At 62.2% G+C, this 21,089-nt stretch carries 22 protein-coding genes and 1 tRNA gene; 10 read left to right on the top strand and 13 right to left on the bottom strand.

Annotation, left to right across the window (positions count from 1 at the left end; genetic code table 11):
* Nucleotides 1–120: 120 nt before the first annotated feature.
* Genes BJ6T_RS25510 through BJ6T_RS25485 form a run of 6 tightly spaced genes read right to left on the bottom strand, consistent with a single transcriptional unit; the run spans nt 121 to nt 4,165 of the window.
* Entirely contained in the window at nt 121–1,557 is a 1,437-nt protein-coding gene (locus tag BJ6T_RS25510; protein ID WP_014495384.1) for a terminase large subunit domain-containing protein, read from the bottom strand.
* Nucleotides 1,493–1,885 carry a hypothetical protein gene (locus BJ6T_RS48545; protein ID WP_014495383.1) on the bottom strand — a complete coding sequence of 131 codons (393 nt, stop codon included), beginning with the start codon at nt 1,883–1,885 and terminating at the stop codon, nt 1,493–1,495. The genes BJ6T_RS25510 and BJ6T_RS48545 overlap by 65 nt, the downstream gene beginning before the upstream one ends.
* Nucleotides 1,885–2,661, bottom strand: a complete 777-nt coding sequence (locus BJ6T_RS25500; RefSeq protein ID WP_014495382.1) for a hypothetical protein — start codon at nt 2,659–2,661, stop codon at nt 1,885–1,887. Before BJ6T_RS25500 ends, BJ6T_RS48545 begins: the two co-directional genes overlap by 1 nt.
* A gap of 22 nt (nt 2,662–2,683) precedes the next feature.
* The gene (locus BJ6T_RS25495) at nt 2,684–2,893 is read right to left on the bottom strand and encodes a hypothetical protein (RefSeq protein WP_014495381.1); all 210 of its coding nucleotides are present in this window, start codon (nt 2,891–2,893) and stop codon (nt 2,684–2,686) included.
* A 10-nt stretch (nt 2,894–2,903) separates the two neighbouring features.
* On the bottom strand, nt 2,904–3,944 hold the full coding sequence (locus tag BJ6T_RS42670; RefSeq protein ID WP_014495380.1) for a hypothetical protein: 1,041 nt from the start codon (nt 3,942–3,944) through the stop codon (nt 2,904–2,906).
* The gene (locus BJ6T_RS25485; RefSeq protein WP_014495379.1) at nt 3,944–4,165 is read right to left on the bottom strand and encodes a hypothetical protein; all 222 of its coding nucleotides are present in this window, start codon (nt 4,163–4,165) and stop codon (nt 3,944–3,946) included. Before BJ6T_RS25485 ends, BJ6T_RS42670 begins: the two co-directional genes overlap by 1 nt.
* Before the next feature lie 441 nt (nt 4,166–4,606).
* Between BJ6T_RS25485 and BJ6T_RS25480 the strand changes: the two genes are divergently transcribed.
* Complete coding sequence (locus BJ6T_RS25480; protein ID WP_014495378.1) at nt 4,607–4,981, top strand: hypothetical protein; 375 nt, start codon at nt 4,607–4,609, stop codon at nt 4,979–4,981.
* Nucleotides 4,982–5,878: 897 nt separating this feature from the next.
* Here the strand turns inward: BJ6T_RS25480 and BJ6T_RS25470 are convergent.
* From BJ6T_RS25470 to BJ6T_RS25445, 6 genes are all read right to left on the bottom strand, one after another.
* The gene (locus tag BJ6T_RS25470) at nt 5,879–7,024 is read right to left on the bottom strand and encodes an AAA family ATPase (RefSeq protein ID WP_014495376.1); all 1,146 of its coding nucleotides are present in this window, start codon (nt 7,022–7,024) and stop codon (nt 5,879–5,881) included.
* Entirely contained in the window at nt 7,021–7,242 is a 222-nt protein-coding gene (locus BJ6T_RS25465) for a hypothetical protein (RefSeq protein WP_014495375.1), read from the bottom strand. The genes BJ6T_RS25470 and BJ6T_RS25465 overlap by 4 nt, the downstream gene beginning before the upstream one ends.
* Entirely contained in the window at nt 7,239–7,739 is a 501-nt protein-coding gene (locus BJ6T_RS25460; protein WP_014495374.1) for a RusA family crossover junction endodeoxyribonuclease, read from the bottom strand. The genes BJ6T_RS25465 and BJ6T_RS25460 overlap by 4 nt, the downstream gene beginning before the upstream one ends.
* A 194-nt stretch (nt 7,740–7,933) precedes the next feature.
* Complete coding sequence (locus tag BJ6T_RS25455) at nt 7,934–8,134, bottom strand: helix-turn-helix domain-containing protein (protein WP_014495372.1); 201 nt, start codon at nt 8,132–8,134, stop codon at nt 7,934–7,936.
* 148 nt (nt 8,135–8,282) lie between these two features.
* Entirely contained in the window at nt 8,283–8,753 is a 471-nt protein-coding gene (locus BJ6T_RS25450) for a hypothetical protein (RefSeq protein WP_014495371.1), read from the bottom strand.
* Nucleotides 8,750–9,991 carry a tyrosine-type recombinase/integrase gene (locus BJ6T_RS25445; protein WP_014495370.1) on the bottom strand — a complete coding sequence of 414 codons (1,242 nt, stop codon included), beginning with the start codon at nt 9,989–9,991 and terminating at the stop codon, nt 8,750–8,752. Before BJ6T_RS25445 ends, BJ6T_RS25450 begins: the two co-directional genes overlap by 4 nt.
* Before the next feature lie 137 nt (nt 9,992–10,128).
* Between BJ6T_RS25445 and BJ6T_RS25440 the strand changes: the two genes are divergently transcribed.
* Nucleotides 10,129–10,209 (top strand) — tRNA-Asn (locus BJ6T_RS25440).
* Between the two features lie 140 nt (nt 10,210–10,349).
* Here the strand turns inward: BJ6T_RS25440 and BJ6T_RS25435 are convergent.
* Entirely contained in the window at nt 10,350–11,342 is a 993-nt protein-coding gene (locus BJ6T_RS25435) for a helix-turn-helix domain-containing protein (protein WP_014495369.1), read from the bottom strand.
* 509 nt (nt 11,343–11,851) lie between these two features.
* On the opposite strand from BJ6T_RS25435, the gene BJ6T_RS25430 reads away from it, so the two are divergent.
* From BJ6T_RS25430 to BJ6T_RS25400, 8 genes are all read left to right on the top strand, one after another.
* The gene (locus BJ6T_RS25430) at nt 11,852–12,862 is read left to right on the top strand and encodes a formylglycine-generating enzyme family protein (protein WP_014495368.1); all 1,011 of its coding nucleotides are present in this window, start codon (nt 11,852–11,854) and stop codon (nt 12,860–12,862) included.
* 10 nt (nt 12,863–12,872) lie between these two features.
* Nucleotides 12,873–14,528, top strand: a complete 1,656-nt coding sequence (locus BJ6T_RS25425) for an arylsulfatase (RefSeq protein WP_014495367.1) — start codon at nt 12,873–12,875, stop codon at nt 14,526–14,528.
* Between the two features lie 147 nt (nt 14,529–14,675).
* Complete coding sequence (locus BJ6T_RS25420; RefSeq protein WP_014495366.1) at nt 14,676–15,632, top strand: AAA family ATPase; 957 nt, start codon at nt 14,676–14,678, stop codon at nt 15,630–15,632.
* 7 nt (nt 15,633–15,639) lie between these two features.
* Complete coding sequence (locus BJ6T_RS25415) at nt 15,640–16,626, top strand: DUF58 domain-containing protein (RefSeq protein ID WP_014495365.1); 987 nt, start codon at nt 15,640–15,642, stop codon at nt 16,624–16,626.
* On the top strand, nt 16,619–18,100 hold the full coding sequence (locus BJ6T_RS43900) for a DUF4381 family protein (RefSeq protein ID WP_014495364.1): 1,482 nt from the start codon (nt 16,619–16,621) through the stop codon (nt 18,098–18,100). Before BJ6T_RS25415 ends, BJ6T_RS43900 begins: the two co-directional genes overlap by 8 nt.
* On the top strand, nt 18,093–18,602 hold the full coding sequence (locus BJ6T_RS43895) for a VWA domain-containing protein (protein ID WP_052334726.1): 510 nt from the start codon (nt 18,093–18,095) through the stop codon (nt 18,600–18,602). The genes BJ6T_RS43900 and BJ6T_RS43895 overlap by 8 nt, the downstream gene beginning before the upstream one ends.
* Nucleotides 18,602–19,615: a tetratricopeptide repeat protein gene (locus BJ6T_RS25405; RefSeq protein ID WP_014495362.1), complete on the top strand. Its 1,014-nt coding sequence runs from the start codon at nt 18,602–18,604 to the stop codon at nt 19,613–19,615. Before BJ6T_RS43895 ends, BJ6T_RS25405 begins: the two co-directional genes overlap by 1 nt.
* Before the next feature lie 23 nt (nt 19,616–19,638).
* The gene (locus BJ6T_RS25400; protein ID WP_202556977.1) at nt 19,639–21,006 is read left to right on the top strand and encodes a BatD family protein; all 1,368 of its coding nucleotides are present in this window, start codon (nt 19,639–19,641) and stop codon (nt 21,004–21,006) included.
* Nucleotides 21,007–21,089: the final 83 nt, after the last annotated feature.

Below are 21,089 nucleotides of genomic sequence, written 5' to 3'. Positions count from 1 at the left end.
TCTCCAACACAACCGAGAATAGCAGATTCGGTGAGTGCGTTGGTTAATAGAAATTAACGCCAATTCAAAGCGTTCACTCGAAAGTTCGGCCAGTACTTTCGCCTAAGATCATGAGGCCCTCTAGCCGCTCATCCAGGCGCCCGTGTCGTGCCCGCCGCCCCAGAAGAAGCCACGCCGGCGCCGCGGCTTGTCTCGCCGATAGATCTGCTCGGCAAAGCGAAGCATCATCATCCCGTAGCGCGTGGCTGAGAGGAGGTCGTCTCCCAGCTTCACCACCTTGCCGTCCTTGCGGTGGTACAGCCGAAACTCCTCGAACCAGTCGAGCAGGGTGCTGAAGACTTTCAGCTTGCCGGTCTCCATCCGGGTCAGCATGTCCATTAGGCCGGCCTCGACGCTGACAGAGCCGTCCTCAAACTGCGCGTGGACGTCCAGCATGTTGAGTTGCTGCGCGCGGTACTGCTCAGCCAACGCCACGCCGGCGCCCTCCAGCGTCTCCCGGCGGCCGTCTCGGGGCCATGCCCAGGGCAGGGGGCCCCAAGACCTGATGGCGCCCGCGTGCACCACGGGAGTGGCTTCCCGTAGCCGGTGCGCCTTGATCACATAGGCGATGTCCTGATCAGCATCCCAGGCGAGTTCGACCGCGGCAAAGGGGTGGTCCCAGCCGAAGTCCATTCCGCCGATCCGGTGCCAGTGGGTCGGGATCTCGAACGGTGCGACCGTGATCGATTCCTCCGTCACCGGGAAGATGCGGCCAGAGCCCAGGATCGGGATACCCTTGGTTCGGGCGTCGCGTTCATGGACCGGATAGCTGGTGATGATCTTCTGCCGCTGCTCTGGCGTGAAGTGCTCGGCCTCCTCAATCGTCATCGAGGTATCGTGGCGGTCCGGAGACTTCTCGAGCAGGAAGCGCCGCACCACCTCCGACATGCCAAGCAGAGGGGTGAACGTCAGCCACACGGGGCCGCCTGTGACGTTGGTTCGCGTCAGACCTTCCGAATAGATGTCCTCCGGGGGCTCTTCGTCGAACCAAAGCCAGTGCAGGGTTTCGCCCTGCCACTTCTCGCGACCTTGGACATAGGATTTCAAGCCGATCGAGCTCTGGCCGGCCTGGACGTCACCACCGCCACCCCAGCGAACGATGATCGTCCCCACGAGGTCGGACACACCAGCGCCCGGCACAGTCTCCACGATGGCGTCCTTGGGGATCGAGCCCGTACCGTGCTGTCCGACACGACCAAGCAGGATGCGCTGTGGATTGTCCCGCAGCGTCTCCCCGGTCGGACTGCCAACCCAGGCGAAGGTGGGCTCATCGAAAACCTTGCCCCTCCAATCGTCAGGGTAACGGCCGGTCGCATGCATTGCAGCTTCAAAGCCGCCGGCAATGGTCTTGCCGACCTGGTTGGCCGCTCGAAACAGCCGCTCGCGATAGACAAGCCCGGCCTCGTGGAACGAACGCTGCTTGGGGTAGGGCCGATAGTATTTGAGCCGGTTCTCAGTTAAGCGCCGGTTTAGCTCCGCCTGCGCCCTCGCCAGCGCTTTGGCTTCCTTCTCGCTCAAATGCTTTTCGGCGGAAGTCGTCGATGATTTCCCGGAGCTCTTCGTCGCCGACGTCGTCATACCGATTGTCCTCGATGGTGTATTCCTTCGGCAGCACGCTCGCGATCAGCTTCAGGTAATCGCGGGGATTTTCCCGGTAGACGATCTCGATGGCTGCCTGACCGCGCGGAAGGCTGGCGGCATTTTCCGCCGTGCCCCGCATGTGGAAGTGGTCCAACAGCGCCTGGATGAAATCGGCGTGCAGCTTGTTGCGCGCGCCCTTATGGCGGCCACCGTTGCCGCTGTTGCCGGGCAGAAAGCGGCCGGTCTTGGGGTCTTGCTCAGCCATCAGGAGTCGTCGTCTCGGTTGGGATTGTTGGTGAACGAGGATCCGAGATCGAGCACAGTTTCATGCTCGACGTATCCGCCAGGATGAGCGCCTGCGGAATCGGAATCGTCGCGCTCGAACGCCTCCAGCGCGTCGAGATCGGTGATGCCGTCTTTGTCGGTGGCCTTTTCCCAACTTGTGCGTTCGTCCCGCTTAAACGTGAGCGGCTCGACCTTGCTGCCGTCCGGCTTCTTTCCGCCGCCGTACTTTTCGTTCAGGTAGCGCGCAAGCCCGTTTTCATGGTCGGGCTCTTCGTCATAGTTTCTGCCGAAGGCCTCGTGCGCCGCTCTGTCATGGTGATCGTGAGCGATCAAATCATCCAAGCGCTCGCTCTTCCCCACGTGATCGCGGGAAAGCTGCGCGTAGGTCTTGTCATCAATGGTGCCGTCAAGCCATTTAAGCTCGAGCGCATCGGCCTTGACCTTTCGCTCAGCGGCCTTCCGACTTTCCATGACGCTATGGGAGTCGCGGTCGTCATCGTAACCGCGGGCTAGCGCCTCCAGGTCCTCAAGCGAGCCATCGGCCTGCATCTCGGAGAAAACATCCATCGGCACTTTTTCCAGCATCTCGTGCCAGAGGTGCGCCTCGTAATCTTTGTATTCCTTCTGCGTCAGCTTGCCCGCTGAGAGCATGCTGTGCGCATGAGCAATCGCGATATTGGCGCCGCGGAGGTTATCGTCCCATTCGGGATTACGTTTGGCGAACGCGGTCCGTTTCAGAAGTTCTCGGCTGGCCATTGAGGCAGATCCTTTCGTTGAATTACTGATGCCCTGCAGGCTGATCGGGCTTGCAGCTTTCGACGATGAGCCTGAAGTTTTCATCGATGCCATAGACCTGCGACTTGCCGGCTTCGGTGACAACCTCGCTATCTTGCCATGTCACCGAGCCATCTTGCCCGGCCGCTGGTTTAGTTTGAAACCGAACTGTGAACGGCTCGTCGTTCTCGGATGTGATGGTGAGCGTGATCATGGGCGTGGCCTCACAATTTGATGAAGATAGTGGCGAGCATCATCGGCGATGCCGTGGCATGAGCCGCGCCGCTAGTGTTGCTCGACGTAACAGAAATGCTGTTGGTCCCTGATATCGATGATATGCCGGTCCAGTTACTACTGGAGAACGGGAAGACCCCATTCGCACCACCACCAGCAGTGCCGTTCTGAATGGTATTGGGCGTAAAGGCGATAGTGCCGCCGACCCCAACAGTAATGCTGTTGCTCCCACTCGACGTGATGCCGGCCGGCAATTGAGCAAGGGTCAGCGTCCTGCTCTCTGCACCGCCGGCACACCCCAAGCACGTTCCGCTCGCACCAAAATACGTCGATGTCAGCCGCCCTGCCGCGCTGCTGCCCATGTCGTCGAGGCCCGCGATGGCACGGCCACGGAGATCAGGCAACGTAATGGTTTTGTTTGCGGCATAGTCCGCTGCTGCACTTGCGCCACGACCGCCGCTTACCGCAAGGTTGGCGTCAGCCCCCCAGAGATAGACAAACAGCGCCTGCGTGTCAGCGTTCGCCCGCTCCGTCGCGCCAGAGGTTGCAGAACCGATCGTTCTGCCGTTCGCCCGTACCCACCCGGTTAGTGTTCCGGTGCCATAGAACTGCATGAAGGCGCCGGTCTGAAAGATAGTCGTCGGATCGATCGTGCCGCCGCCTCCACCGCCGCCACCCGATGGACCAATGACAAGGATATTATCGAGCGTGGTGATCTGAACGCCGGCCGCAGTCTGAAGGCGGACTTTGATCAGTCCATCAGCAACAAAGAACTGCCCGAGCCGGCCCGCAGCATCACAGGTTAACGGGTTCGGCAAAACCTGAGTAAGCCCGCTGTCTTGGTAGGCATTTTGCGGCGTGCTGGTAGTGCCGGCCTGAATGATGAAAAGCTTGCAGCCGGGAGCAATCTTGCCGCTGAGATCGAATTGAGGGGAGAGCGAGAAGCCCGGAACAGTGCCGGCCGCGAGGGTGGGCCCGCTGAGTGTCGCGGCGAAAAGTGCCGTGAGGAACAATCGTGAGATTTTCCGCATCACTGCACCACCGTCAGATTTTTGCGGAGAACCGTTCGCGCGAGCTTGTCCGGGTTCTCCCGAAGGATTGAGCACACGTCGGACAGCTTCACCGGGTTGGCATTGGCCGCCTGGATGCGGTCAGCGATGCCACGCAGCAGCAGGGCAATCCGCTCCTCGGGGGTGCCGCTATCGATCTCACGGCAGAGCTCGTCGTACAGCCTGTTGTGAATGATCTTCATCAGGCAGCCCCACGGTTGCGCGCGGGGAGGGGATGACGCCCTCTCTCCGCAGTCGCTCTACGACCGTGTCGCGGAGGAAGTTCGATCGCGTGGTGAAGCTGGCTGCCGCCGAGCGGTCGATGACCTCGAGCAGCTCAGGCGAGCACTTGAACACTGCTCGCTCAGTGAAGTGGTCGGACGTTTGTTCGGACATCTTGGTTCGCACCATCGAGTGATTTGGTGCGAACAGTGTAAGCCTAAGGAGAATCCGAACAAAGAAAAAGATACGTCCTGTCAATGGCTTACGATTATCTCGCGTGATTAGAAACGGAAACTGAGTGGCGAAGATGATTTTGAAGAACGAGAGGAATCCACCTTTTTGTTGAATGGTCGCTGGTGCGCCGCCTCAACGGATTCTAACTTCATCCAGCCCACTACCGACGGGCATCTTTGGGAGGGACAATGATAAGCGCCGCAAAAGCTGTGATCTGGACGAACCACGAAAAGCGAGAAGTGCGAGTGTCCGAGGTCAATTCCGGCATCGTTCGAAGCCCAGGCTGGGGCGATCCCATCGGAGCCCACTACGGCGAGTGGCAGGGCTTGGATGATAAGGGCCGAGTACAGCTTATGCTCGAGACCGCGATCGACCTTGCAATGCAGGGCTATGAACTGGAGCGCGTATTGAGGGCGTTTGCCGAGGTGGAAGAATTTCGCGCCTTAGGCTCGGAGAGCTACCCAATGTGCCGAGCCCTCACCAAGGCAATTGTAGGCAAGAGCCTTGAGCCGAACACCATGACATTTGAGGAGCTTCTGGTCGCTCACCGGCCGAAGAGCTAAAGCGCGGTCGGCTCCGGCCGGATCATGCAGACAGATGGCTCGGGAGCGCCCTGTAAGCGCCGCCGGCATTCCTCCCGCGAGAAATCAAACCGCATGCCGTCCTGCCAGCCCTCGCGGGGATGCTGTCCGTACTTCAGACGATACTCAATGCCATTCACGACGGGCGGGAAGACGTCCCCCTTAGGCTGCTGCTGAGCAACGGCTCCGGCCGGGAGCAAGGCGAGCGAAAGACAAAACCACCGCATTTGAACCTCCGATTTGTGCACTCGCGTGTGCATGGCGCTTTGACGAGAAATTCTGTCGAAAAATCAACGATGAGCATCCGATAGATTATCGGTTGCACCTTCCAAAGCTCGAAAATAGACGCCTCCAGGCCTCGTGCGACGGACACGACTTGCCACGCGCTCAGCAGCTCGCCTGATGGCCCGCCATTGTGTGCGATTCGGCCTGCTGGTCAGCCTGGGATAACACCAACTCACAAGATCAGCCGTCGATAGCTCGACGCCTGGCTGGGCGACAAAGGCCCTCCAGATGCGGCGTTGAATTCGACCAGCGCCGCGAAGGGAGACAGCCGACACCGCCGTGCCGCTTCCCCCGGCCGCTGGTGGCCTACTTTCCGTCATGCCTAATCCCTTGCAAGACCTGACCGAGCGTCGTCTTGAGCGCGTCTCTCTCAGCTGCCGCTTCTGGTCGAGCCATCGTGCCAGCGGCACTGTCTCTCTTCGTTGGTCGCCCGCGCCACCAAGCGTGGGCGTTTCCAACGCACTGGGGGTATGGGGGGTTGGAAACACGCGGTTGGTAGGGGGGTTGGAAGCTGTTGGTGGGCTGTTGGCAGCCACGTTGGTAGGGGGGTTGGAAGGGTCAAAGTTGGGTTGGTAGGGGGGTTGGAAGGCCACTTCATGCCCTCCTTTCGAGGTGAGTGCGGCGCCGAGATGCCGAACCGGTTTCGACAACACAGATGTTGCCGGCGGACAGCAGGCGCTCCATGGCCCCCCTGAATGCGTTGACCTTGACGCCAGCGGCCTCCGGATCGTCGGCAAATTCGGTCGGCGCGCTGCCCTTGGCATTCTTGGCATGCACGGGGCGACCCTGGGCGTTGCGCTTGTCGAGGAGACGCAGGAACAGATCCTCGACGTCGCGGTCTGCGGCTGCTCGATACGAGGAACTTTCGCCAGCCAAAGCCGTGGTGAAGGTGAGCCCTTCCCAGCGGAGCGTCACCTTCTCACCGGTGCGGCCACGGTTGGATTTGGTCACGGTGAGGGTGCGAGCGTCCGGATCGTCCTTCTCAGGATCGGACAGGTGCAGCATCGAACGCACCGAGTTGCGCCAGTCCACCGAGTTGGCCGTACCGCTGCCATCCGCCATGCCGCGCACTGAGGGGTGATCGAGCAGCACGATGGCGGTGTCATGCTTCCGGGCGATCTTGCGCAGCATCGCGAGGAATGCGCGGACCTGCCGGCGTGCGATGGCTTCGCCGTCGAACACCGCGGCCACGTTGTCGACAACCACCAAGCGGGGCTGGTGCGCGACTATCCATTCTTCCAGAAAGTCAAGCAGTGGAGCGCGCGAGAGACGGCCGTCCTTGTTGGAGTGGACCAGCCAAGTGCTCTCCAGATCGGGGAATACCATGTGCAAGTCCGGCAGATTGTACGGGTCAATGCACCTGTGCGCACAGATGCGCTCGACGCGATCGCGGATATTGTGTTCCGGCTCCTCGCAGCTCAGAAACAGCGCGGTGCCGGTCTCGACGGTGCAGCCGAGCCAATCACCGAGGCCAGCGGCGACGTAGACGAGCAACTGGACCAATATCTCGGTCTTGCCGCTGCCTCCATTGCCAGACACGATGGTCAAATCACCGCTTGGGATGCGCGCGGACGCAACCCATCTCTGCTGCTCAGGCTCAGTGCCTTTCCACGCGGCGGGAGTGATGGCCGCATAGACAGGCTTCGCCGGGCTCGGCTCCACGACAGGCTCCCCATCCGCGCTTTCGGGGTAGGTATCCGGCGTCGGCCCAAACTCTCGATCGAAGGCGTGCAGATTCATTCGCGCCCCATGAGTTCTGGATAGACTAAGTCAAGGGCACCCCATTCCTCTAGCTTGGCGTCGACTTCGCGAGAGGAGAGGGTGCCATTTTTCAGGCGAACGCCCAGGATCTTGGCTTCGCTTTCCAGCCACCGCGCGCGGGTGCACATGTAGCGCAGGCCGGCTAGTTGGAGTTGCTTTCGGATGTTCGGATCCGAGACCATGAGGGGATGGCTCATTCACCGCTCCCGTTGCTCTCGCCCAGAACACTGAAAGGCACGCTCTGCACTGGAACGTTTCGATGCGGAACGGTCGTCATCGGCTGCACCGTGACGACCACGAGGGCCCGAGGCCCGTAACGCTTCTCCAGCGCCATCCGGCAAATCAAACTGTCATCGCGATACACGACGCCGTTGAGCGCGTCGTTCCAGGCTTTGGCGATGTTGTCGAGATCCGGCTTTTTGCCGGGCTTGATGCTGCCGGTGTATGCCTGCGCCCGCTTTCGATTGGACCACGAGCCCGGCACCGGGAAGATCGCCCGCAGGATCAGCTCAATCGGCTCGTCAAATGCCTCTCGGTCTGCGAGCGCTTCCATGGCCGCGGTACGGATCATACCCTCATAACTGCGGGTTCTCTCAGGCGTGTAGTGCCTGATGTGGCGCCCACGAAGGAATGCTCGAGCTCGGCCCTTTCCCTGGGGAGCGCCGGCGAGAGTGATGGTGATTGGCTCGCTCATGCTGGCTCTCCATGGATGAGGGGAGCCACGATCGAGGCCATGGCGAAGCTGATGGCGCAGCGCCGCGTTAGGTGGCACGCTTGCAGTTCACGAAGGGACGATTTAGATTCCGGAGTGTTCGAGCCGCCAGCCTGAACAATTACCGGAACACCCCGTGCCGCCTGCGCGGGGTTTTCCATTTTAGAAGCCATGATCTATGCAACCTCCTTGGTTTCGGAGGTCGACTGGCGGAGGCCGCCGGCAATGAAGGCGTCAATATCTTCGTCGCGGTAGCAGATCTTGCCGCCGATTCGAACGAAGCGCGGGCCTTTGCCCTGGATACGCCAGTTCGCCAACGTGCCCTCAGCCACGCACAAGCGCTTGGCTGCTGCCTTGCTGTCGTTAAGTGGTGCCATCTTTCACCCATCGAGTTGGCCGGCCGTGTGTGGGCCGGCGTTGCTTCGGATGGGTGCGAATATGTCGGCGTGATTTCGCCTAGTGAATCTTGAACCTAGTACAACAATTCAGCCCGAGTTTTTGTCTTCGTACAGAAAGTCCGGCCGCTTATTTGTCCACCCCATTTTCATGATTGGCGAAGCGTTCGGCCCTCTCGTTGAGGCGAGCGAAATGTTGTCGCCACTTACCATCCTCATCTTCATCCTTGAGAATGATCAGGCCCTTCGCATGCAGATGCCTTAGCTTCTCTTTGTGCGTCCCCTCGAAACTGTTGTACTCGGCTAGCGCCAGAAGGTCGTCAACAGAGGGGGCACCTTTCGGAGGGCGCCCTAAACGTCCAGGCTTGCTTGCTGCCTCCAAAATGTGAATGAGGATCGTGAGCTCGGCCCGGATAGTACCGGCCATGCCGTGCGCACCCTTTCCATCGTTGTGCGTTGCAAAGTAGTCGCACATGCTGCCCAAACGCTTGGCGTACGATTGGGCAGACTCGAGTTGCTTTTTTTTCAGAGTTGTCGGCGTGGCGAGCAGGACACAAACACGACCCAGGTAGCGGATCAAATCTAACTGCGGATCGCTCATGCCCGCGCCCCCATCTGCACAACGTTGTCCGCCGGTGGGTTAAGGATGATCGAAATCAGTCCCGCAAGCTTCTCCAGCGCGTCGCGCTTCTCCGCGGCGTAACTGTATCGGTCATAGACGCGGCGGATGCCGGGCAGCTTGTGGCCGAGAACGAGCTCCGCAATGTCGCTGTTGATGCCGGCGCGGGACATGAGGCTCCGCGCGGTGCGCCGCAGGTCATGCAGTCGCCAACCAGCCATTGGCTTCAGTTCGTCCGCCTTGCGCTGCTTGGCAATCACGGCATCGAGCTGGTTCTTGGCCTTGCTATACCCGCTGAAGGGCCTTTTGCCCTCAGTGGCCGAGAACATGTAACCGGACTTGCGGTCGCCAATCCATTGGCGGGCGGCGGTCGTTAATGGCACGGCATTGATTTCACCCGTTTTGTAGCGGTCGCCGGGAATGACAAACACGTCGCCGTCGATTTCCTCCGCCTGCATGAGCCCGATTTCGTCCCGACGCTGCGCCGTCAGCAGCAACACGCGGACCAGCTTGCGGAACGGCTCGGGGCCGGCCTCGGTGCTGCCCAGCGCTTTCCACAGGCTGCGGATTTCATCGTCGGCCAAGATGCGATCGCGCGCGCGCTCGGCGGGCTTCGTGCGGGCCATTCCTTTGACGATGGGGGAGGTGAATTCATCATCTCGAGCCATCTGCCAGTTGAAGGCCTTCCGGACGTAGGCGAGAACGCGATCCGCGGTCACGGCCAGCTCGCCGTCCTTGCCTTCGATTGCGTCCAGCATATCCACGATGTCGCGGCGCTTAAGGTCGTAGATCGATTTGCTGCCGATCTTCGGGCGCACGTAGTCATCGAGGCATTGCTTGACCGTGGCGGCGCTCCGAAGGCCTTCGACGTGCCGCTTGACGAATTGGTCAAGCACCGCGTCGACAGTGTTCCGAGCGGCCTGCTTCGCCTGAAGGGCCTTCTCTCGCTCGGCCAGCTTGGCGGCGCCAGGATCCTTGCCGCCAGCGACCTGGCCCTGGAAAACCTTGGCCTGGGCCCGGGCTGTGTCGGCCGTGGTGCCGCTCTGGCCGTGAACACCCAGCCCCAACCACCATTGCTTGCCGTTCTTTCGATACCGGAAGCCGTAGGAGACCTTTCCGCTCGGCAGCTTACGGGCAACGAAGCCGTCAATCTTGGTATCGACCAGCAGAGCGCCGGCCGGCAGAGCATCCACGGTGGTTTTGCTGATCAATTGCTTCACGTTGAGCCCTCCAAATCCCGTGCACACGACCATGCACACACAGCGGAGTGAATTCAAGTGAAGTTCGGTGGTTTGCGGTGGGTAGCAATTGAGCCTCGTATTGTAGTATTTTTGCTGCGTTTCTCGGTAAATCCGAGTCAGCTCAACAACTTGGGAGGGGAGAACGCATCCGACTGTTAATCGGATGGTCGCTGGTTCGAATCCAGCCCGGGGAGCCAAAATCCAGCAAATTCAAAGCCTTGCTTGTGTTGCAATTGCGCAACATCGCGCAAGACCGCCGCGCCCAGCTGATCTGTCGACCAGTCGATGGGGAATCAGTTGGACCATAGCTGTCCCCCAGCGCGGCCGAAGCAGGCGCCTATAATTCATACCCAGAGGGCTGAACCCTCAGGCGAGGGACAGTTCGTCCTCCCAGGGTCTGCGACGGGCGTTCCCCGAACATCGCATGGTAATACTGCGAGAACCGCCCAAGCTCGTAGAAGCCCTGCTGCATGGCGACAGCGGCCACGGTCGTCGAGCCGGGAACGCTCTCATGCAGAATGGAATGAACGGCACACAGCCGCTTGTGTCTGAGGAAGCTGACCGGGCCCAAGCCGAACACCTCCTGGAACGCGCGATGGAGGGTGCGGCGCGACACCCCGAGAGCGGCGCAGATCTCCGAGACATGCACTGGGCGCGTGCCGGCCTCGTCGAGATACTCCTCGACCCGGCGGATCAGCCGCCTTGCCGAAGGCAACCAGCCGGTGTCGTCGGGCGGTAACGACGACATCACGTTGGCCGCCATGCATTCGACGATCGATCGCTTCCAGAAATCGGCGGTCGAGGGCGTCAGGCCGCTCCTGTAGGTGCGCAGATGTGACATGATCCGGACCAGACGATGTGCGGCGATCGCGCCGCTATCGGGGTCCGCCCGGAAATGGTCGCGCCTGCGCCAGGTTTCGGGATTGCTCAGCCTCGCTTCGCCGCCGAATAGCGATGCGACCTCGTTGATGTCGAAGCGCAGGGCGGCGTAAGCGGATGCACCGTGAAAGATTCCGTCATGCTCGAGCAGCGGCGGAATCACGAGCACGTCGTTGAGGCGCATGTCGAAGGACCAGTGGGTGACCCGCTCTTCGGCCGCGAGCAGCATCCCGATGATCAGCTTGTCGTCGCTGGAGACACGCTGCGTACGCATGCCGACGCTGAAGGTGCCGATGCTGAGCGAGAAATCGCCGATTCCGACATGGGACAGCGATCCGCGCAATCGCCCGCGCCCCAGCTGCATGACATCGACGTGCGAGCCGTGAACGGCCTGGTGAAGACCTTCGAAGCCGTCGAGCTTACGCGAATCAACCAGAAGCAATTGGCCCATGGTTCCACCCTGTTACTCAAGCGCGACAATTCTGCGGCAGGCGGCGGCGGAATACCACCACAACGCGAAGTGGGTGCGACAAGCCGAGTTCGCGCTTTGAGGTAAATCATCGCCGAATTTGACGCGATCTGTGCGCAGATACCGCTGTGGATTGAGGAGTTCGCGACATGTGTCGTTAAGCCTCACCGATAGGCGCGACGTCTTGGCACAAACTGCACATCACGGGCATCCAATCTTCGGATACCATTTTCAACCTAGGCGATATCGGCGACGACAGCTCTGCGGACCGCGGGGCGGGGATGGCGGTATGGTGTTGCCGCGGGCTCGAAGGATGTGCGCAAAAGAGGGAGAGATGCTGACGCAAGTCTACGACACCCATCTCGCCCCCTTGGCGCCAAGAAGAGGGGACCAGACAATGCGTCCAGAATGCCGGGCAATGTGCTTTCGTCGACGCCTGCTGAAGTCCGCGCCGTAGTACCGGGTGGAATACTCGTATCGGAGTTTCCACGATGCTGCGGGCGGATCCGGATCATTGCGAGTGGTTGCCGGACGACGTGAAGACCGGCGAGATGGTCTACATTCCCGGCGGGACCTTCCGTATGGGATCCGACCATCATTATCCCGAGGAGGCGCCGAGCCACCGCGTCTCCGTCGACGGTTTCTGGATTGACCGTACGCCGGTAACCAACCGGCAGTTCAAGCAATTCGTCAACGCCACCGGCCACGTCACCGAAGCGCAGATCGTCCCCAATCCCAAGGATTATCCCGGCGCGCTCAAGGAAATGCTCTACGCCGGCTCGCTGGTGTTCTCGCCACTGCCGCGCATTACCGATCTTGCCGACTGGAGCCAGTGGTGGAGCTTCATGCGCGGCGCCAACTGGCGTCATCCTTACGGCCCTGGCAGCAACATCAAGGGCCTCGACGACCATCCGGTCGTACACGTCTCCTATAGCGATGCAGCCGCTTATGCCCGCTGGGCCGGCAAGGAGCTGCCGACGGAAGCGGAATGGGAATTCGCCGCGCGCGGCGGCCTCGACGGCGAGGAGTTCGCCTGGGGCGATGCCCTGATGCCCGGCGGCAAGCACATGGCCAACACGTGGCAGGGCAATTTCCCCGTCCAGAATCTCCGCGAGGATGGGTTCGAGCGTACCTCGCCGGTCATGGCTTTCCCGCCGAACGGCTACGGCCTCCACGACATGATCGGCAATGTCTGGGAGTGGACCTCGGACTGGTGGTCGTCAAAGCATACCGCCGATGCCGCAAAGCCTTGCTGCATTCCCAGAAATCCCCGCGGCGGCCGCGAGGAGGCAAGCTTTGATCCATGTCAACCCGACATCCGCATCCCGCGGAGAGTCTTGAAGGGCGGCTCGCATCTCTGCGCGCCGAACTATTGCCGCCGCTACCGCCCCGCCGCCCGCCACGCCGAGCCGGTCGATACCTCGACCAGCCACGTCGGCTTCAGGTGCGTGGTGCGCGGACCTATCGACACTCGAGAAAAAGAAGGAAGCGCCGCAACGTAGGGAGTATCGAATGAGTAGCGACTTCGAAAACAAGAACAACCAGTCCGGGGCTCAAAAAAAGATAGATCGTCGAAACCTGCTTCTCGGAACCTCATCGATCGTGGCGGCAGCGGCACTGACCTCGGAGGCGTTGGCCCAGGCACAGAAGGCGACACCCGCGCCGGCCGCATCGCCCGCAGGCGGCTCGCGCAAGCCGAATATTCTCTTCATCATGGGTGACGATATCGGCTGGTTTAATGTTAGCGCCTACAACATGGGGGTCATGGGTTACCGCACCCCCAACATCGACCGCATCGGCAAGGAAGGCGCCGTCTTCACCGATTGGTACGGTCAGCAGAGCTGTACCGCGGGACGGGCCGCCTTCATCACCGGGCAATCGCCGATCCGAACCGGACTTACGAAGGTCGGCCTTCCCGGCGCGGAGCTTGGCCTCGGACCACTCGATCCCAGCGTGGCGGACGTGCTGAAAACCTACGGCTACGCCACAGGTCAGTTCGGCAAGAACCATCTTGGCGATCGCGACGAGCACCTGCCAACTGCGCACGGCTTCGACGAGTTCTTCGGCAATCTCTATCACCTGAATGCGGAAGAGGAGCCGGAGAACCCCGACTATCCCAAGGATCCGGAATTCCGGAAGAAGTTCGGGCCGCGCGGCGTCCTCAAGGCGACGAGCGACGGCAAGATCGAGAACACCGGGCCGCTCACCTCCAAACGCATGGAGACAGTGGACGAGGAGTTCCTGGCGGGTGCGAAGGATTTCATCAACCGTCAGCACCGCGCCAACAGGCCGTGGTTCTGCTACTTCAACTCGACACGAATGCACATTTTCACGCACCTCAAGAAGGAGTCAGAAGGCAAGACGGGTCTCGGTGTCTACCCGGACGGCATGGTCGAGCACGATGGACATGTGGGTGAGTTGTTGAAGCTCGTCGATGACCTCGGTGTCGCCGACAATACGATCGTGGTTTACACCACGGACAATGGCGCCGAGGTCTTCACATGGCCGGATGGCGGCGCGACTCCGTTTAAAGGCGAGAAGGCGACGAATTGGGAGGGCGGCTTCCGGGTGCCATGCCTCATTCGCTGGCCGGGCGTGATCAAGCCTGGCACCATCGTCAACGATATTTGCTCGCACGAGGATTTCATTCCGACTTTCGCGGCCGCGAATGGCGACGGTGCTCTCGTCGAAAACCTGAAGAAGGGCTCCACGCTCAACGGCAAGAGCTTCAAGGTTCACCTCGACGGCATGAACCTACTCCCGTTCCTGAAGGGCGATGCACCGAAATCGCCGCGCGAAGAGTTTCTTTACTGGAGTGATGACGGCGACTTGATGGCACTCCGCATCAAGGATTGGAAGGTCGTGTTCATGGAGCAGCACACCGAGGTCAATCCCAAGACTCCGCTCGGGGTCTGGCAAGGGAATTTCACCAAGCTACGTGGACCAAATCTCTACAATTTGCGGGCAGACCCATTCGAGCGCGGGCCCGATAGTATCGCTTACGGGGATTGGCAAGCCCATCGCGCCTTCATGTTCGTGCCGGCCCAAGCCATCGTCGCGCGCTACATCGAAAGCTTCAAGGACTTCCCGCCACGGGCCAAGGCGGCGAGCTTCACGGTTAGCGATGTCATGGAAAAGATCACCGCGGCGGGCCCAAACAAGAACTGATCGCCGGATCGTCACCGCGGGCCGTGCATCATGGCCCGCGCGATTGCACTACGTCCGATGGAGTGTCGAAAGTTGCAGGCGATAGAGACGACGAGTAGGGGGCCCGCGGGCCCGGAGAGTTCGAAGCGTTCGTCAGCGCTTGACGCGGTGCTTGAACTGAAGTCGCGGATCGGAAAGTCCGTCCTGGGGCAGGATCATCTGGTCGAGAGCATGCTGATTGGCCTCCTTGCCAACGGTAATCTTCTGATCGAGAGCCTGCCCGGTCTCGCCAAGACGCGGGCAGTCAAGACGCTGGCAAAGCATCTCGCCGCCGATTTGTCGCGCGTGCAATTCACCCCGGATCTCCTGCCGTCGGACGTGACTGGCGCCGAGATCTACGTCCAGACCGACAATGGTGGACAGTTTGAGTTTCAGAAAGGGCCGATCTTCGCCAATCTTGTGCTCGCCGACGAGATCAACCGCGCTCCGGCCAAGGTGCAGTCCGCGCTGCTCGAGGCCATGGAGGAGCGCCAGGTCACGGTTGCGGGCAAGACTTACAAGATGCCGGATCTGTTCATGGTGCTCGCGACCGAGAACCCGATCGAGCAGGAAGGCACCTATGCGCTTCCCGAAGCGCAGCTCGACCGCTTCCTGATGCATGTCGTCATCACCTATCCCGACGAGGCATCCGAAGGCGAGATCATCCGGCTCAATCGTGCCGAGAACGCGCAGGCACCGAAGGACCACACCTCGGAGCCGCCCCCGATCCCGCAGCAGGCGATCCTGGATGCACGTGGCGAAATCGACGGCATCTTCGTCTCCGACCTCGTTCAGAAGTACATGGTCGACGTGATCTACGCGACGCGCTTTCCCGGGCGCTATGGCGAGCCCTTGAGCAAATGGATCCAGGTCGGCGCCAGCCCGCGCGGCAGTCTGGCGCTGGACCGTTGCGCGCGAACTCGTGCCTGGTTCGATGAGTATGATTTCGTGACGCCCGACCACGTGCGCGCGGTGATCCACGACTGCCTGCGCCACCGGATCATCCTCAGCTACGAGGCGGTGTCGCAGGGCGTTACGCCCGATCAGGTGATCGACAAGATCACCGAGCTGGTTGCAGCAGCCTGAGGCCGACATGACCGAGACATCAGCCAATATGCCAGGTGTCTATGTCGGTCTTCACGATCTGATCGCGCTCGAATATCGCGGACGCAAGGTTTCGTTCCTGCCGCGCCAGCCCGTGCATAGCCTTTTGTCCGGCCGCTTTGCCTCCCGCATGCGGGGCCGCGGCCTGAACTTCGAAGAGATCAGGGATTATCGTCCCGGCGACGACGTCCGCTCGATCGACTGGAAGGAGACGGCGCGCCTGCGCAAGCCGCATATCCGGGTCTTCAACGAGGAGCGCGACCGGCAGACGATCCTGGTGGTCGATCAGCGCCTGTCGATGTTCTTCGGCAGCCGGCATGCGATGAAATCGGTGACGGCGGCCGAGGCCGCAGCGATCGGGGCGTGGCGGGTGCTCGGCGCCGGCGATCGCGTCGGCGCCGTCGTGTTCAACGATCGAGACTTTATCGAGGTGAGGGCGCGTCGTAGCCGGGCAACCGTGCTCCAGATCCTCGCGGCCGTCGTCACGCAGAACCAGGCGCTCGGCGTCGGGCGCGGTCTGGTATCCGCGCCGACGATGCTCAACACAGCGCTCGATCATGCAAGGCGGCGGGCACCGCACGATGCCGCCGTGATCATCATCAGCGATTTCGACGGCGCGGACGCTGCAACGCGCGATATGGTCGCCGCGCTGGCGCGGCACAATGACGTTGTCGCTGCGATGGTCCATGATCCCCTGCAAAGCGATCTGCCACCGTCGGCCAGCATGACCGTGACCGATGGCGAGTTGCAGATCCGGCTCGATGTCGGCCGCGACAGCGTCCGCAAGAGCGTATCGCAGCTCACCCGGGACCGCCTGAAGAGCATCTTCGACTGGACGCGCGAGCTCGGAATTCCCGTGCTGCCGCTGAGCGCGGCGGAGGACACCGCTGCTCAGCTTCGGCGTCTTCTTGGTGGTCTGCCGGCCGGTCGTGGCCGCGCGGCCCCGCATAACCTGGCGGAGGCGGCCCTTGGCTGAGGCTCCATCCGTGACTGCCGACCCCGTGGCCGGTCTGATCGACGTTCCGCTGCCGCGCGAGGTCAGCCTCTGGCCACAGACCTGGGAGGCGAGGCTTGCGATCGCCCTGCTGCTCACGGCCATCTGCGCTACCGTGTGGCGCGTGGCGCATCAGCGCCGTGTCAACCGCTATCGCCGCGAAGCGCTCGCGGAGCTTCATAGCATCGAGCAGGCGCGCAACCCGATGCCGTCGGAGCTGTTGTCGAAGTTGACCTTGCTGGTGCGGCGAACGGCGCTCGCGGCCTTTCCGCGCGAGCAAGTGGCACCACTGGTCGGTACGGCATGGCTGGCCTTCCTCGATCGCAGCTATGGCGGCGAGGAGTTTTCTCACGGCGTGGGGCGCCTACTCGCGAGCGGGCCTTACCAGCAAATTCCGCCTGATGGCGCCGAGCTGCAATCGCTGGTTCGTCTCGTGCGCCGCTGGATCGGGGGCATCATGCTTGAGTTCGCCTGGCCATGGCTGCTCCTGCTGTTGCCGCTGCCGGTCCTGGCGTGGTGGCTGCTGCCGCCATACCGGGCGCGGCAGGCCTCGATCCAGGTGCCGTTCTTCGACAGGTTGGCGGCGGCAACCGGGCAGACGCCGCAGCGCGGCGCGGTTGTGCTCGAACGCCGCGCCGTCCAGATGATCGCGGCTGCGGCCATCTGGACGCTGCTGGTTGTGGCGCTGGCCCGGCCGCAATGGGTCGGCGACGCGGTGACGCGCGAGGTGTCCGCGCGCGATCTGATCCTGGCGATCGACATCTCGGGATCGATGGACCAGCGCGATTTCAAGGCCTCGGACGGCACGACGCTCACCCGTCTCGACGGCGTCAAGCGCGTGGTCAGAGACTTCATCGCCCGCCGCAAGGGCGACCGTGTCGCTCTGATCCTGTTCGGCACCAGGGCCTATGTGCAGGTGCCCTTCACGCAAGACCTCCAGACGGCGCAGCAATTGCTCGATCAGGCAGGGGTCGGCATGGCCGGCCAGCAGACGGCGATCGGCGATACAATCGGGCTTGCCATCAAGACATTTGCAGCCAGCACTGCGAAGCAGAAGCTCCTGATCCTGCTGACCGACGGCAACGATACGGCGAGCCGGGTGCCGCCCGAGCACGCCGCCGACATCGCTCGCCAGAACGATGTCACGGTCTACACCATCGGGGTCGGCGATCCCGCAGCCTCAGGCGAGAACCGCGTCGACCTCGCCGTCTTGCAGCATGTCGCGGACACCACCGGTGGGCACTTCTTCCGCGCCGAGGATGGCGCGCAGCTGCAGGCGATCTATGCCGACATCGACCGCCTCGCGCCGGCCAAGCTTCAGACCCTGTCATGGCGGCCGAAGCTGCCGCTGTTTCAATGGCCGTTCGGCCTGGCCATCGCGATCGGTCTGCTGTTGTGGCTTTGGCTCCTGCTCGGCAGCGAGTGGCGCCGGATGCGGAGCGTCAGCCATGCGTGACGCGGCAACGATGTCCTTCCATCTCTTGCGCCCGCTCTGGCTGCTCGCGCTGATCCCGCTCGCTGTCGTGTTTGCGGTGCTGCTTCGCCGGCAGGACGTGCGCGCGCAATGGGGTGGCGTGATCGCGCCGCATCTGTTGACGCATCTCATCGTGCGGCCGGAACAAGGACGTTACGTCAACCCGGTCTATCTCGTAGCGGCCGGCATGATGCTCGGCATCATCGGTCTGTCCGGTCCGACCTGGCGCCGCGAGCTTCCGCCCTTCGTCGAAGACAAGGCGCCGTTGATGATTGCGCTCGCAGTCGGATCGTCGATGAACGAGACCGATGTGGCGCCCTCGCGCCTCGAGCGCGCCAAGCAGAAGATCCGGGACCTGCTTGCGGCCCGCGCGGGCGCCAGGACCGGGCTCGTGGCCTTTGCGGGAACCGCGCATCTGGTGATGCCGCCGACCGACGACCGCTCCGTGATCGAGCCATTTCTGGCCGCGCTTGGGCCGGGGTGATGCCGGCGGACGGCAAGAACGTTGCGAGTGCCGTCACACTGGCGGCCGACGCGCTGGCGGCCGAACCAGTCCCCGGAACGGTCCTGCTGGTCGCGGACGATCTCGGGACCGCGGATGCGGCCACGGTCCGGCAAGCGGCCGGCCGCAATGGTCTCGTCATACTCGCGGTCAGCCCGGACACAACGGCGCTGCCGGTCGGCGCGGACGTCATCCGGGTCAGTATCGACGGCTCGGACATCGTACGACTGGAGCGTCGGATCGAGACGCGCTTCCAGGCCGCCCAGGGCGATGCGTTCGGCACGCAATGGCGGGATGAAGGCTATTGGCTGCTGCCGCCGCTGGCGCTGCTGAGTCTGCTCTGGTTCCGGCGCGGTACGACAGTGGCGTGGATCCTGGCTCTCTTCATCGTGACGCACGCCAGCGCCTCGAGGGCCGAAGAGCCATCGCGCTTTACTAATCTTTGGCTGACGCCGGATCAGCAGGGACGACTCGCATTTGACCGTGGCGACTATGCCGCCGCGAAAACGAAATTCGCCGATCCGATGTGGCGCGGCATCTCGGCATACCGCGCGTACGATTTTCTCGCCGCTGCTGAGGAATTTTCGCGCGTTGACACGATCGAGGGAAAATTCGCGCTCGGCAACGCGCAGGCGCAGAACCACGCTTATGAGAAAGCGCTCAAGACCTATGATGAGGTGCTCAAGGCGCAGCCGGGCAACGCCGCCGCGAAGACGAACCGTGCCATCGTTCAGGCGGCGCTGGATGCGCGTGAAGCCAAGCGACGCAAGCAGGAGCAGGATGACCCTGCACCGCCGGATGAGAAGGCCGACGAGATGCGCGTCGATCCCAATCAGAAAGGCGGCAAGAAGATCACTGTCACGCCGCAGGACGTCACCACTGCCGGCGCAGCCGAGGCCTGGATGCGTCAGGTCCAGACCTCGCCGGCGGATTTCCTCAAACTGAAATTTGCGATCCAGGCGACCGCTCCGACACAGGGGAGGGCGCCGCAGTGAGAGTTTGGATCGGCTTCATCGCCTTGCTGCTTGGCGGCGCGCTCCCGTCGCCGGATGTGTATGCGCAGCAATCGGTGGCCCTCGAGCCGATCGTGCAGGTCACGATCGACCCGTCGCGGGTCGTGGTCGGGCAGAAGACCACGCTGAGTGTCCTGGTCCTCGCGCCGAACTACATGACGTCGCCGCCCGAACTACCGGAATTTCAGGTACGCAACGCGGTGACGCGGCAATTGCAGAGCGTCAATACCAGCGAGCAGCGGGATGGCCTGCCTTATGCCGGCGTGCGCTTCGAATATGCGATCTCGCCGCAGGAGCCGGGCTCCTACGCCGTCGCCGGCCAGAGCGTCAGGATCAAATATGCGGCCGAGCCGCCAGCCACGCGCGAGGTGGCCGTCGCGCTGCCACGTGTGTCGTTCGAAGCCTTCATCCCGGAGGCGGCAGGCTCGCTTCACCCGTTCGTATCGGCCAACAGCCTGACCGTCGTGCAGGACATCAAGCGTTCGTCCGATCCGCTCAAGCCTGGCGATGCCGTCACGCGTACCATCACGATCCGGGCGGAAGGCACGCCGGCGATGCTGCTGCCGCCGCAGCAATTCCCTCCCGTCGATGGCTTGAAGCTTTATCCGGCGCAGCCGACGCTCGAGGACAGGATCGACGGGCCCTCCGACGTCATGACGTCGACCCGCGTCGATTCCGCAACTTATATGGTGGAGCGGGCAGGTGATTATGCGCTGCCGTCCATCGATATCGGCTGGTGGAACGTCGGTAGCGGCAAGGTCGAGCAGGTTCATCTCGAGGCTGTGCCTCTTAAGGGCATTGCGACCTCGGTGGCGGCAGGTCCAGCTGCTTCGAACCAATCAGCTCGACGGTGGACGTGGGATGGCATCGTCGACTTTATCTTCGACCACTGGCTGACGGCCCTGCTTGTGGTAGCCGCCACGGCCGGGATCGCTTGGTTTGCGCCTCGTGTGGCACGTCGCGCTTCGGCCAGTCTTCATCGTCGGCACCAGGCCTATCTTCAGTCGGAGGCGTTTGCTTTCAGCCGGCTGCGCCGTGCGATCCGCCATCGCGACGCAAAGGCGTCTTATTTCGCGCTGCTTGAATGGCTGTCACATCTCAACGCGACGCAGCCTCCAATCACGGCTGGAGCTTTCAAGGCCGTCGCACGCGATCCGGAACTCGACCGCCAGCTTGATGCGATCGAGAGCGAGTTGTTCGGAAATCGGCACAATCCGGCTCGTTGGTCTCCACGCCGGCTGCTGCACCGCGTGGCCGCCGCCCGCCGCAGGCTGCGCCCACGCGCCGGAAGCCGGGCCACGACAGGTCTGCCCCCGTCTTTGAACCCGCTCGGGACCCCGAAGGTCGCCGCGTATCGAAAGCCAGCGAGATAAGCAAAACACAGGAGGTCACTCAGACGGAACGGACGATCTAGATTCGCCCTCATCCACGACAACCAAGATCGAATAAATCAGGG

The organism is Bradyrhizobium japonicum USDA 6 (assembly GCF_000284375.1).
Classification (GTDB): Bacteria; Pseudomonadota; Alphaproteobacteria; order Rhizobiales; family Xanthobacteraceae; genus Bradyrhizobium; species Bradyrhizobium japonicum.
This window is presented reverse-complemented; position numbering and strand designations above follow the sequence as displayed.